8 protein-coding genes are annotated in these 14,568 nt (G+C 32.3%); 4 read left to right on the forward strand and 4 right to left on the reverse strand.

Annotated elements, in window-relative coordinates:
• The first annotated feature begins 5 nt into the window (after positions 1-5).
• The 3 genes from AC2DZ0_RS15140 to AC2DZ0_RS15150 all read left to right on the forward strand — a co-directional run bounded on the left by AC2DZ0_RS15140 (position 6) and on the right by AC2DZ0_RS15150 (position 6,370).
• Positions 6-3,485, forward strand: a complete 3,480-nt coding sequence (locus AC2DZ0_RS15140) for a PPi-type phosphoenolpyruvate carboxykinase family protein (protein ID WP_484642798.1) — start codon at positions 6-8, stop codon at positions 3,483-3,485.
• Between the two features lie 124 nt (positions 3,486-3,609).
• Entirely contained in the window at positions 3,610-5,868 is a 2,259-nt protein-coding gene (locus AC2DZ0_RS15145; protein ID WP_484642799.1) for an FUSC family protein, read from the forward strand.
• A 10-nt stretch (positions 5,869-5,878) separates the two neighbouring features.
• A complete protein-coding gene (locus AC2DZ0_RS15150; protein WP_484642800.1) occupies positions 5,879-6,370 on the forward strand; it encodes a hypothetical protein in 492 nt (163 codons plus the stop codon).
• A gap of 16 nt (positions 6,371-6,386) precedes the next feature.
• Here AC2DZ0_RS15150 and AC2DZ0_RS15155 read toward each other — a convergent pair whose 3' ends face one another.
• The 3 genes from AC2DZ0_RS15155 to AC2DZ0_RS15165 form a co-directional block, all read right to left on the reverse strand.
• A complete protein-coding gene (locus tag AC2DZ0_RS15155; RefSeq protein WP_484642801.1) occupies positions 6,387-7,523 on the reverse strand; it encodes an MBL fold metallo-hydrolase in 1,137 nt (378 codons plus the stop codon).
• Positions 7,524-7,584: 61 nt separating this feature from the next.
• Positions 7,585-9,297: a TonB-dependent receptor gene (locus AC2DZ0_RS15160; protein WP_484642802.1), complete on the reverse strand. Its 1,713-nt coding sequence runs from the start codon at positions 9,295-9,297 to the stop codon at positions 7,585-7,587.
• 33 nt (positions 9,298-9,330) lie between these two features.
• Positions 9,331-12,387, reverse strand: coding sequence for a tetratricopeptide repeat protein (locus tag AC2DZ0_RS15165; RefSeq protein WP_484642803.1), 3,057 nt, complete (start codon positions 12,385-12,387; stop codon positions 9,331-9,333).
• A 158-nt stretch (positions 12,388-12,545) separates the two neighbouring features.
• On the opposite strand from AC2DZ0_RS15165, the gene AC2DZ0_RS15170 reads away from it, so the two are divergent.
• Positions 12,546-13,229: a cell division ATP-binding protein FtsE gene (locus AC2DZ0_RS15170; RefSeq protein ID WP_484490908.1), complete on the forward strand. Its 684-nt coding sequence runs from the start codon at positions 12,546-12,548 to the stop codon at positions 13,227-13,229.
• Here the strand turns inward: AC2DZ0_RS15170 and AC2DZ0_RS15175 are convergent.
• Positions 13,226-14,539 carry a polysaccharide deacetylase family protein gene (locus tag AC2DZ0_RS15175; protein ID WP_484642804.1) on the reverse strand — a complete coding sequence of 438 codons (1,314 nt, stop codon included), beginning with the start codon at positions 14,537-14,539 and terminating at the stop codon, positions 13,226-13,228. The two genes, AC2DZ0_RS15170 and AC2DZ0_RS15175, sit on opposite strands and share 4 nt — an antisense overlap.
• Positions 14,540-14,568 lie beyond the last annotated feature (29 nt).

Consider the following 14,568-nt stretch of genomic DNA (forward strand, 5'->3'; position numbering starts at 1 on the left):
TACAGATGGAAAAAAATAAGAAGATTAGCCAGGAGCAAGTAATTAGAAATCGTAAAGATACGGTACGTTACATAAATCTTCAATTAGCTACTTTAGGGCAGCCAATATTTGAAGATAAAGAAGAAAGTGAATTCAAATATTGTAATCCCAATTTTCATGAGTTGACAAGTGGTTTGGTGAAAAACTTAAAAGAATCTACGCGTCTACTATCAAAACATTTGACACCTATTGATCAAAGGATTCAGAATTTTATTGATTCCTATTTAGCAGATGTTACCTTAGATGAAAAAATTACTTTACCAAATGATACCTTGGTATTGACAAAAGCGGGGCATGCAAGACAAATAAGTTTGCCACCTGATGGGGATGAATTTATTAGTGAGAATATTACCTCTACTAGAATTAAACAAGGGATTTTAAATAATCCTATTCATGATAAAAGAACAACCAAAGGAACCTTTCATATAGTAGAAGGGGAATTGCCAGTTCCTTTGGATAAGTTTGAAGTTCCTAAACAGGTTTTTGCTCGTTTTTTATCTGCGGCATTTAACCCTACGGAGGATTTAAAAACATTGCCTTTTACTTCTAGCCAAAAGAATAAAGCAAAAGTGATGGTGTCTCTTTTAATGCGACCAATGGTTTGTCCAGAGGTAAAAGGAGTAATGCCTAAAAAAAGCATGGAGGTGCATTTCTTTGCACCTGGAAGTTTAGTAAGTAACTTAGATTTTGTAGAATCTATTTTTGGAAATGCTGGAGATCCAAATTTATCGCAAAATGATGCTGCCTTAGACCCTGAAACTTGGACTGGGCACACAGGGTGTATTGTATTAGCACCTCATTTAAAAACTTTAAAGAAAAAAGAGTTAGGATTGCCTCATTTTGATGATGCTACAGACCGTCAGAAGAATGATGGAATGTGTTGGAAAGATGAAAATGAGTTGTACAATAATGGAAGCGCCTTTAAAATAACTTGTAGAGACTCTAGTGGGGTTGTGGTAACTTTAATCGCCGACAATTATTTTGGTTATTCTAAAAAAGAGATTAAAACTCAAATAAGTTATTCTGCTAATTTATATGGTTTGTTAGAGGAAGAACATTCAGGAGGAGCTGTGGCTTTCCCGAGAGCGGTCATGGGAGATATCGTAGACGGAAAATCATTTATGGGAAAAGATACCACAGGACGTACTTTTACAGAAGTTAAAAAATTCTTAGGAGATAGAATTGAAGTGCAACCAGAAAATTACGGTATCGATAAGAAGTATCCAAATATTATTTATGTGCCACAATCTGCCTACTTTAACACCAATACTAATAGTGTTACGTGGAATTATGAAGGGAAACAGCAGAAGTTGATTTTATCACCCGATAAAACTTATGTACATCCAACAGGAAATAAATTTTCTTTAGAGAAGCACCAAAGTATCAATTTATGGAGGATTTTAATTACTGCTGCGGAAGGTGTCAACTGTCACAAACCCTGTACGGTTTCTGGAGGAGGTAAGTCGGAGATTTCTAAATCTATGCAAAATGCGATTACCTATAAATCTTTTAATTTACAGGATATTGAAAAAGATTTTCAATTAGCAGATGAAATTATAGAATATGATTATTCAAAACGATGGAAAAATTATGATTCTAGTTTAGCCCCTTCAAGGTCTTTTTTGAGTCCGGATAGAACTTTGGGGTCTGCTGTGAAATTGTTAATTCCTAACGACGATAATTCAGAAGAATTTAATGATTTCTTGGGTAATATTCCTGTTCATATTAGGTCTCTAGTTTTGTTTGTAAAACGATTGTATAGAGGAGACCATAGAAAACTAAACTGGAAGGATTGTATGTCGGTTGAGGTTATTAATGGACAAAAGGGAAGTAATTTAAAATATAATGGAATTGAGGTTGTTGGTAGTTACGTACGAATTGGTTTCAATCAAAATGGTGATTGGATGCTGAATAAATTACGATCGGATTTTGCACCTAGTTTAAAAATTCAAACGGAAGATGATATTTCTGCCTCTATTACTTTGCCAAGTAGTCAAATAAAAAACTTAAATCCAGAGTATCCAAATAAGAGTATAAAAGTAACGGCCAATTGTGAGGCACATTTGTTCCAGCGACCTGATGAAGCTGTGGTTAGAGGTTATGACAAAGGAGCTGAAAAAGATTTAGTATCGGACAATACCTTTTTAACAAATTATGAATTGATGCGCAAGAGTGATGCGATTGAGTTGTTTGAGGATACAATAAATTTTGATAAATATACGCAACCAGTAAAAGACTTGATCAAAAGTATTGTTGATAGCGAGAAAGATGAGGAGTATTTTGTAGTTCCTTCTCACACACGAATCGTAGCAGATGGTCCTACTAAAAATCCACGTTATTTGGAGCCAAATGTTTTTGTAGAGGAAAATGAAACTAGCTATTTAGCAGAAATTGGAGTGAGACTTTCTAGAAAGGTAAAGGCTGATGAAGAAGTAGTGAATGTTGTAAATGCTGTATTGCCCGGAAGGAGAAATAACCCTGTAGACAAAAAAGCAGGTATCCGACCTTTAGCTGTATATAATCCAATTCATTACCAAGAAGCTCCAGAATTATTTATGGACTTTGTTTGTAGTTTAACCGGAAAATCACCTTCAACAACAGGAGCAGGTTCGGAAGGCGCTTTAACAAAAGGACCTTTTAATATGCTAACACCAACCACAGATTTAAATAATGCATTGCTATCTCATATTTTAACTGAATCCAATGCCTTTAGTACAGCAGCAGGTTATATTGGTGCAGAAAACAAAGTAGACCATGATGTGAGTTTGCTAATTCCTGAAATTTGGGCTCGTTTGATGCCAGAAGATAGAGACCCTAAAAAATTAATAGAAAATGGATCTTTGGAAAAAATTGATGATTTTGAATTTGAAGGGAAGAAAGTTTTAGCGAGTAGGTTAGGCTATAGAATTACAGATATTTTTGCTTTACGTTGCATGAATAGAATTTTTGATGAGCCGACAGCCGTATTTGACGAATCAATGCTGCAGCCTGAATTACAAGGTATGGAAGATTATGTGGATGGGATTAACAATATTGTAGAGGCACAAAAAAAGGTAGCTTTACGATATTTTGAAGATGGAAGTGTAGAAGCAGCTATTCCGCCTTTAAAAATTCTATTACACATAATGGCATATGGAACTTATGAAGGAAAAGAAATTAGTGATCCTGAATTAAGAAAATTCTTTGATAGAGATTATATTATAAATAGTGATTGGTATAAAGAAAGATTAGAATTAAAACAACAAAAGGATCTTCAGTTTTATACTAATCAAATTAATTACTTGGAAGAATTTATAGAAAACCCAAGTAATGTGAATATCGTATCTGAAATGGGAATTTTGGATAGATTGGATAAAGTGAAAATTAAATTTAAGGAAACAAGTTCTCAAAATTATTTAGAAAGTATTATTGGAACTATTGGAGCTGACCCTCTATTTGTTCATTAATTATTAGTGTTTGTGTTTTGTAAAACTCCTTCGTTTGAAGGAGTTTTTTTTGTGTTGTTTATTTAGATTTAAATGTAGCTAGTTGAGATAACATTTTTAACTTTGCCTCGCAAACTAAGTGATCATGTTAGATACCATAAGACGTTTTATTATTAGTGCTGATTTTTATAAAGGTGTTACTTTTATAATAGCTTCTTTGGTGCCAATTCTTTTATTTCATTTTGTGTTAGAGGCAGCACATATTGGTTTTGCTATTGCGCTAGGAGTTTTTTATAACGCATCTACTAATAGCCCAGGAAGTGTAAAACATAGAACTTATGGTATGTTAGTATCTATAATTCTAACAACCTTAGCGACTTTAATTGTCGGCTATGTGGCTTCTAATATATGGTTGGCCCTGCCTGTTCTAGGAGTAGTAACATTTGCAATTTCTTATATTTCAGTATATGGGTTTAGGGCTTCTTTGGTATCTCTTTCAGGATTGATGGCAGTTGTAGTGAGTTTTGCGCACACCTATATTCAAATGTCTATTTTAGATTATACGCTATATGTATTTATAGGAGGGGGTTGGTATTTGTTAATAGCAAGTTTTGCAAATTTCTTAAACCCGAAAATGTATATTGAGGAATTACTTTCTGATACGATGACTTTGACAGCGGAGTTTTTAGAAACCCGAGCAAAGTTACTAGTAGAGAAAAAAGAAAGAGAAAAGCTAAATACAAAACTATTTAGTTTACAGGCTGAACTTACCACAAAACATGAAACATTACGCGATGTACTTTTAACAAGTCGCGAAAAATCTGGACTTTCTAATAGGATTAGAAGGAAGCTGTTGATTTTTATTGAGCTGGTTGATATGTTAGAATTGGCAGTTGCGAATCCTATTAATTATAAAAAAGTAGATAAAATATTTGAAAATAAGCAAGAATATATCTTGCCGTTTGTTTCTCTAATTGAAGAAATGGCAGCGCATTTACATTATATTTCTAAAGTCATCATCAGAGATGAAAAAGTAAAGGTCAACAAGGATTTAAATGTCAAGTTAAAGACCATAAAAAAGGTGATTGACGATTATAAAAATACTGAAGGTGAAATCGATGGTAGAGATGGATTCAATATGTTAGTTAATCTATTTGAGTATCAATCTTCTCAGGTAAAAAAGATAAAAGTTTTAGAGAGGGTTCTAAATGTGTTGACAAAAAATAATAAACTGACACAAAATGTAAATAGTGATGTTCGTTTTTTAACACCTCAAGATTATGGTTGGAATAAATTAGTAGTTAACTTTAGTTTAAAGTCTTCGATTTTTAGGCATTCTTTGCGTCTCTCCATTGCGATGATTTTCGGTTTTTTGTTGGGACATTTTTTTGAGATTCAAAATTCTTATTGGATTTTATTGACTTTAGTTGTCATTATGCGTCCAAGTTATGGTTTAACAAAAGAAAGGATGAAGCATCGTGTAGTGGGAACATTTTTAGGAGCCATTATTGCGTTGATTGTTGTTTACCTAATAGATAGTACTTTGGTGTTTGGAATTCTAGCGGGATTAAGTTTGATATTAGCCCTTGCTTTGGTGCAGTTGAATTATAGAACCTTTGCGATATTTATTACGCTTCATATTGTATTTATGTATGCAATGTATAGCCCGAATGTGCTATATGCCATTCAGTTTAGAATTATTGATACCCTTGTAGGAGGTGGTATTGCGATGCTTGCGAATTTATTTTTATTTCCATCTTGGGAATTTATGACTGTATATGATTCTGTTTTGGATACACTATCAACAAACCGTGTATACCTTAAAAATATCGAAAAAGTATATGATGGAAAAAATGTAGATATTGAAGATTATAAATTGTCAAGAAAAAACTCCTTTTTGGCGATGGGGGAGTTAAATGCTGCTTTTCAACGTATGACACAAGAACCTAAAAAGAAAAGGAGGTATTTCTCGGAGATATATGATATAGTAGTTTTAGCAAATACATTTTTGTCGTCTTTAGCCTCATTAGGAACTTTTGTTAGAAAACATGAGTTGTATGAACATTCTGATCAATTTTCTGTTTTTGTGGTGAATATTGTTGATAATTTAACCAATGCACGACAGGTGATTCGAGGGGAAGAGATGCGTAAAATTCATGCAAAAGATGAAATCATTGAGGCCAAAAGCTCTTTTGAGAAGAGGTATGATGAATTGACTCATAAATACAGTAAAATTGCTGTAGACGATAAAAGTAAAGAAGCAGAAATATCAGAGGTATCTTTAGAGATACGTCAAACACAAGTGATATTGGAGCAATTATCATATCTGTTTTCGTTGTCGGAAAATTTGATTCAAAAAATAAGTGTATATCATAAAAAGTTAAACGCAGATTCTAATGTATAAAGCAGTAACTATGAAAAAAAATAAGGTGTACTCAATATTAATAGAAGATTGGGATGAAGAAGTAACCGGTGTTTTTGAAGATGATGGAAAGGAGTGGATTTTATTAAGAGATAATCAAAATGATTTCATTTTAGAAGGATTTCGATTGATTCATAAAATAAGGGTAGATGAAATTCTAAGAGAGGAGTCTGAAATATTTAAAGAAAAAATATTTGCCAAAAAATATCCAAGTCTTTCTGCGACAGAAAATTTTGATTTGAATACCAATCAAAATTTATTTTCTCAGATCATGAATCAAAATTGTTTAATTCATTTTGATACGGACGATGAAGAAGAAATGGTTGTTGGTAAAATAACAAAAGTTGAAACGGAGGGGTTTGAACTCCGAACTTTAACAGCAAATGCAGAATGGGGTGAGATTATGTTTTGTGATTATTCAGAAATAAGTACCGTTGCCATTGGCAATGATTATCTCAAGTCATTAAGTTTACTGGTAGATTAGAAGTGGCATGGGGTCCTTAATGTAAGTTTTTATACCAATTTTTATAATTATTTACAGAGTCCTTTACTTTTATGTTTTCTCCTATTTTGGGAGTAATCACTTCTAATTTTAGTTCGGCGGCTTTGATGGATACTCTCTCAATGGGATCTTTCCAGTTATGCAGTGCTAGTTTAAATCCAGCCCAATGAATTGGTATTATTTTCGATGCTTTTACATCCAGACCTGCTTGTGCGGTTTCTTCAGGCATCATGTGTATATCTGACCATTTCTCATTGTATTGACCACATTCCATTAAGGCTAAATCAAAAGGTCCGTATTTGTTCCCTATCTCTTTAAAATGTGTACTGTAACCACTGTCACCACTAAAGAAAACGCTAGTGTTAGGAGATTTGATCACCCATGAACTCCATAAAGTACTTTGGTTGTTGTTTAGTTTTCTTCCTGAAAAATGCTGAGCAGGAGTACAACTTAATGTTAAAGTTCCGAAATTGGTATCTTCCCACCAATCCATTTCTGTAATTTGGTTTTTATTTACTCCCCAGTCTTCTAAATGAGCACCTAGACCTAAGGGAACATAGTAATGTTTTACTTTGTGTTTTATTTTTTTGATGGTTGGGTAATCTAAATGATCGTAGTGATCATGAGAAAAAATAATCGCATCAATTTGTGGCATTTTTTCTATTGCAAGAGGCATTTCTTCATTAAATCTTTTTTCTCCAAGTAAATCATGCGGAGCGGCTACTTGACCGAACATAGGATCTAATAGAATGTTTTTGTGCTCAATCTGTAATAAAAAGGAAGAGTGACCAAACCAAACCATTCTAGGACCTTCATCATATTCTGCTACTTGTGTAGAGTCAAGTTTAATTACATCTAAATTCTTTTTTGGTCTGCCGTTAGGTACTTTGGTTGTGAAAAATGTGTAAGCAAGTTTAAGTTTTTGCTTGAGAGTTAAGTCTTTTGGAACTGCCGCGGTATTATTGAATTTCCCATCTTTAAATTGAACAGATTTTTTATATAAAGTTTTTCTGTTTTCTGAAATGTCAGCCCCTAAGCTTGGATAATAATTATTAAAGAGCAAATATGCTACCGATAGCAACGCTATTATTAAAAGTGCAATAATCATTATTTTTGAGAATATTTTTTTAGTCATTAGTTTAACTTCACTAGGTTATTTCATTCTATAAAACCTCTAGTTTTATCTTAAAATATGATTAAAAATCAAATCTATAAATACCACCTGCTAAAACTTGAAAACCTTGAACTTGAAAATTGGAATACACTTCATAATTGGTATTGAGGATGTTATTAAACTCAATAAAAGCACTCCATTTTCTGTTAAAGGTATAATCGGCAGATAAGTTAATATCTACATAAGCATCTAGTTCTACTTGTGTTTCTGTGATGCCGTCTGACGCAATTAAAATATCTTTACGAGGTCCTTTTGTATAAAGTTCTGCTTTGGTATTCCATTTTCCAAAAGAATAAGTACCAAAGATAGAAGCTATAAAAGGAGGTAGATTCCATGCTTCAGCCTCTTTGTCCATTGCATAAGAAAATAATGAAATAGAAGCACCTGTTTCTATGTTTTTGGATAAACTAGCAGCTAATTGACCATATAGCCCGAATGTGTTTACCTTATCATAGAGCGTGTAGAAAGAATTTCCAGCTTGGTATCCGTTAACCACTGTAATAGTCCCATCAGTTAAGTTTTGATTAGTACGAAATAATAATTTGTCTTTTTCCTGAGCATAAGAGGCGTTCACATCGTATGAGATTGTTGAGGTCATTTTACCTTTGAATCCGGCAAATAATTTAAACGTATTACTAGTCGGTTTAATATTTAAGGTAGGAGAAACATATGGATTTTCTTGTGTAATACTACGATATGAATTTTGAATCAACGCACCGGTAAATCCACCATAAATATTTAATAGTTCATCAATCAAAGCAAAGTTAGCATGGATGTCTGGGTAGATAAAAAAGCGACCTTTGTTGTTTTCTAAATCTGAGTTATATAAAATTTTAGCACCCAGAGAAATATAAAGGTCTTTCTTTTCGATTGGGTATGATGCTTCTGCCCCCAAGTTTAAAAAGCCATAGTTGATAGGCATAACATTGGCGTAGTCCTTTTCAAATTCTCCATGGAGGATATCTAAAGTAACTTTGGTATCTACTTTTTTGTCTTGTATTGGAAAAGTAAAAGTAGGAGAATAATAAAATCTTGTTTCATTACTACCATGTTTATCAGTGAATTTTTCAAGTCGAGCTTCGTTTTCCGAAACCCATTCCTGTTTTAATAAGATACTTCCTTTTAATACAAGATGATTGTAGGTTTGCTTTTCATTAATTGACGAGATTACGTCATCATTATAAACCAGCATATCGTCTGGGATACCATACCAATTATATATGTCTCTTTGGTAGCTAGCTCCAACTTCCCATGTTTGGGCCTTTTTATGGTTTTTATAATTCAAGGCGATTTTAGTATTCAAATAGCTATCGTTCAGAACAACATTTTTAATACCGCCATTTGATGCTTTATTATAAAGAAAAACTTGACCTTCATGCTCTTTTTTTCTTTTGTAAAGAAAAGCCTCAACTAAAGGGGTTCCATAATTACCATAGCCCACTTTTAGGTAATCTGGGTACTCAGATTTTTTATAGTTGGTTTTTGCAGATTTGTAACCTCCAGAATAGGGTTTGAACACTGATTTTATAGGATTAGATTTGATCCCATATTTCATATTGCTTTTGTCGTTTGTTTCAACTGATATATCTGGTGTTTCATTTGCTTTAAAAGCATCAGAAATGGTTGGCTTATAGGATGAAACTACGTTAATAACCTCTGTACTTACACTGTCTTTTTCTTTTTGAGAAAAAGCCGTAAAGGAAATTAAAAGAAGGAAAATAAAAATATTTTTCATTGTATTGTTGTCTTGTGTATTGAGAAACTTCCTTTAAAATTCAGTAGTTTCCTCTATTTCTTTTTTTTCTGGTACGATGGTATCAGTTGCTTTGTTTTTAAATTTTTCAGCCGTTCTTAACTGTTCTAAAATACGATTGGCTTCTGTTGTCAATTCTTCAAATTGACTGTAGTTTTTTATTACATTTTCTAAAATGTATGTGGCTTGGAAGGCATCATTTAAACCAATGTTGTTTTCTGCCATAACAATCAAACCTTTTACACCCCAATATTTATGGTTGGCATATTTTGAAGCCAAGTCTTGTACCGTTTTATTAGATTCTTTGTATTTACCTGCTCTATTTTTGAAAAAAGCTTCGTAATATAAAGCCTCTGCTTTTAAAGCCCCTTTTGCATCTTTTGAAACTTCTGAATAGGCTTTTTCTGCTTTTTCTAAATCGTTCGTTTTGATAGCCGAGCGAGCGATGAAAATAGTTGCATCTGCCTTAATTTGTACATCTGCTTTTTTATGTTCAAGAACTTTTTCTGCATAAATCACTGTTTCAGCATACTTTTCTTGATCATACATTGCTTTCATTAAATTACTCTGAGCAAACAATACATTTTGTGGAAAGTTAGCTTCTAGCTCCAATCTTTGTAAATAAGGTATCGCATCAGGCCAAGAATTTTTTTCTAGGTAAATCTGTACCAATCTAGCCAATGCTTGCTCGGTGTATTCGTTTGAGTTTTGATTAACAACATGTTCGTATTTTGGAATTGCTTTTTCAGTGTTTTCTAAACTGAAATAAGCTTGTGCGCTATAAAAGTTTGCTTTTAAGGCGTGAATCCCATTTGGAAAGTTGATCAAATATTTTTTAAAGCTATGGGTTGCAGGTAATAATTCGTTATTTACGTATTTTTTTTCTGCCGCTTCATACATGGCATTGTCTAAATCAATGTCACTAAATTTGGTGTAATTTATTTCTCTAATCCAGTCTGCATATTCGTCAACCTTATCAATGTCTATATATACCTGTCTAGCATTTTGAACCGCTTGTTGTGCTTCTTTTGCATTTGGATATTCTGCTACAACATACTTGTATTTTTCAATTGATTTGTCTGTTTTATTATCATTGAAATAGATGAGACCTTGTTTTAACAATGCTTTCGGAATGTATAAACTAGTTTTATAATTTTCTATCAGCTTGTCATAGGTTGCTATGCCGTTTGCATTTTCTTTCGCACTGATAAAGGCATTACCTAGTTCATATAAAGCATCATCCTTATAAGAAGATTTAGGATGTTGTTTGTCAAAATCTTTTAGGGTTTCAATTTTGTTTTCATTTCTTCGAACAAAACCATAGCTGATGGCTTTTTGATATTGAGCATAATCATCATCAATTCCTCGAGATTCGATAACTTTATTATAAGCCTCCATGGCTTCCCAGTAACTTTTTGAGATAAAATTACAATCTCCCAGTCTAATATAGGAGTCGTTATGTTTTACTTCATCATCCATGTCTTCTTTGATATATGCAGTAAAACTAGACTTTGCTCTATTATAATCCTTAAGTTTAAAATAAGTGTATCCGATAGAGTAGTTGATGTCTTTGTTTTCGTTTGTTTTTTTTGAAGCACTTAATCGTTGAAATCTTTTATAATCTGAAAGTGCAGTTTTAAAGTCATTCAATCTATAAGAACATTCAGCTCTCCAGAATAAAGATTTGGATTGTACTTCTCTGGATAAAGCTTGTGAACTGGACGTTTTAAAGTAAGTCAATGCCTCTTGGTATTTTGCATATTGAAATAATTGCATTCCTCGGTGCATTGTAATTTCATAGAATACTTTATCTTTCGCTAATTCTCTTTTCTGATAATATATCAAGGCACCTTCAAAATCTCTACTCGAATTGTAAGTGTCAATAATAAGTTTGTTTATTTCTCTTGAATTTCCAGAAGTAGTGTAGTTTTCTACATAGTCTTGTAAAACTTCAGCACTACTTTTATATGGGTTTCCAATTTCATAACTAAGTTTTGCATAATTGTAAGCAGCATCTTCTTTTATGTCTTCGTTAAAGTCTAATTCAGAACTGTTTTTAAAAGCATTTAAAGCTTCACTTTTTTTGTTTTGCTCTAAGTAGCATGCCCCTAAATGGTAATATGCATTCTGTGCAACTTCATCTTTTCCTTTTGTAATTCGGTTGAAACGCAATATGGCATTTTCATAATCTTTTACTTTGTAGTAAGAGTAGCCTAAAAAATAATGATCTTCGTTTACCAAGCGATTTTTGCGACCCCTGTAATTTTTTAAATGAATAATGGCTTGGTCGTATTGTCCTAAATAAAAATAACTTTCACCCACTACTTTTGAAACTTCTGAAACTTCTTTCTTAGGAACAATTTTTAACAAATCTTTTCCAATCACAACAACTTCTTCAAATTTCTTATTTTGAAACTTGATGTTCATTTTATAATATAGGATCTCTTTTAAGTATCTTTTGTTTCCCTCTAATCGATCAAAATATTTAAGTGCTGTACTGTAATCTTCTTGTAAATAAGAAATGTAGCCATAGTAGTAATTGGCTTCTGCGGTATAATATTTAGAATTAGTGAGCGGTAAAAAATATTGTTTCGCTTCTGTGTATTTTTTGTTAGAAAAATACGCGTATCCCATTTTAAAATTATAAGTATCCTCTTCTTTAGCAGTAAGGTATTTAGGAGAAACTTTTTGGAACCATTTTAAAGATTTTGCTGGTTTTCCGTGATTGTAATAATAATTACCAGCCTCTAAATAAGCTTTGTTTTTATGTCTGCTTGTTGGATATTTTTTTGTGAAATCCATCAACATTGCTTCGCCTTCTTTTTTTTCTAATTTAACAGCGGTAATTGCTAAATAATAGGCACAATCCTCAGTAGCAGTATCGTCTTTGTCTAAATTTTCTGAAGCTCTTGAAAATGAGTTATAAGCAGCTTCGTATATGCGATTGTTGTACAATTCAAGACCTTGTTCAAAGTCGTATAATGGATGCGTAAATTTATCCGATTTTTGACTGTTACTTTGCACGGATAAAAATAGTGCTAAAACAGTGATGAAAATTTTATATGGGTGCATCTAGGCAGATTTTTAGTTGCTCAAAAATAAATAATATTCCTATATAACAACGCATCGAACTATAGTTTTATTGGCTTAGGGTTCAAAGTTATACAAACCGTTATTTTTATTGGAAGTTCTTTTTGAATTCGATAAGTTTGTATCACAAAAATTCATTCATGGGAAGTTCAATATTAAAACTAGAAAACGCTGCGATTTATCAAGATAAAAATTTGGTTTTGTCTGATGTCAACTTAGATATCGAAAAGGGAGAGTTTTTATATTTGATTGGTAAAACAGGGTCAGGAAAAAGTAGTTTGATGAAAACTTTGTATGGTGATCTCCATTTGAAACAAGGAAAAGGTGAAATTGTGGGCTTTGATTTGGAAAAATTAAAAGATAGAGATATTCCTTTTTTAAGAAGAAAAATTGGAATTGTATTTCAAGACTTTAAATTATTGAATGATAGAACTGTTTTTGAAAACCTTCGTTTTGTATTGAAAGCTACGGGGTGGAAGGATAGTAAGTTGATTGCTGATAAGATAGGGGAGGTACTTGATAAGGTTGGTATGAAAACCAAAGATTATAAGATGCCATTTCAATTATCAGGTGGAGAGCAGCAAAGAATAGCAATTGCTAGAGCTTTACTGAATGATCCTGATTTAATTTTAGCCGATGAGCCTACGGGGAATTTAGATCCCAAAACTTCTATTGAAGTAATGGAGTTGATGAGTGAAATTCACAAAAGTGGGAAGTCCATTCTTATGGCAACACATGATTATGCCTTGATTTTAAAATTTCAACAAAGAACCATCAAATGTGAAGGGGGAGAATTGTTTGAAGTAGTGCATCAAGGGGCTTAATTTTCTTGTGCATATTGCACGAGTTCTGTGTACACGGATTTCCAATTTTTCCATTCATTTTGCTCAGTAAGAGAAGAGTTGTGCCACAGCGATATAAACGTTCCTTCAACAGCTTTTATTTTTTTGATGATCTCTTTACTTTTATCAATTGCTTGCTCGGTAGAAAGGTTCATGTAACCGTTTAAGGTGCCATCCATAATTTGAAAAGGATGGAGTGTTAAATTGGTTTGTTCATTTGTTTTTAAATTAAAAAATGGATAAGAATTACAAATACCGGCTCTAAATCCTATTTTTGAGGCAAATCCCAATGTATAATCATGTTGAATTCCTTGAGCAATTAAATTTTCATAAGTTTTAGGAAAACTAAGTTTTAAAAAATGTTGTCTACTTCTAGTGATTTTATGATTCAATATGTTTTCCAATCTTTCTTTTTCAAAGCCTAAAACTTCTTGGGCCTTATTAGAGTTATAAGACGGATGTAAACCTATTATGTTTTTTTGTTGGAGTCTCTTAATTAATTTTTTTAATTCAGCAGATTTATAATGAAGGTTTTTATCATAAGGTCCGTAATTCCCTATTTGGATAAAGAATAAATTCGGTTTTTTGTGCTTTTCAGATAACTCTGTAAAAACCTTATAGGTGTCATATGGATCCTTTGTGTTTTTTAGAAAATAAGAGAACTTATTCTTAATTTCTTGTGTGTTTCTTTGCAGAATATTTTTCAATAAACTGATTGATAATAAAGCTTTTGATTTTCCTCTGTAGGAATAAGCAACGTCAATATCTATGCTGTTTATATATTGATATTTTTTTGTTGGGAATTGAAAACTTGGATGATTTGTTGCAATTGAAGTTTGCAATTGTTTTGCCCAAAAATGAACAACAGGTTCTTCTAGAAAATCATTTAAAAAGGCTAAGCTATTCTCTGCTTTGAATCTTCCGTGACTGTCAAGATCAGTATTATGGTATTCTTCGTACCTACTAACCATATAAAATACACAAGCAAATAAATCATATTGAAATAGGTTTTCTGAAGATGTTTTAAAAAAAAATGGAATTCCATCTTTGTAAACAACCTTTGGAGTATAATTTTCTATTGTGGTTTCAGAGATTATTTGATGAGGTTTGATTTGGATAGTGTGTTCTAATTTTTCGGAACTATAGTTGATTTTTACAGCATCTTTTATTTGACTGAAATCTTCTTTGTCTAATATCGTATAATCGACCATAAGCACATGTTTGAAAACCACATCAAGAGCATATGTCAACCGGTTGTTTACGATATCACTGAAAATAATAATTCGTTTCAAATTAGTGGATATATAGAAAATTAGACCTG

Source organism: Flavicella sp. IMCC45668 (assembly GCF_057219105.1).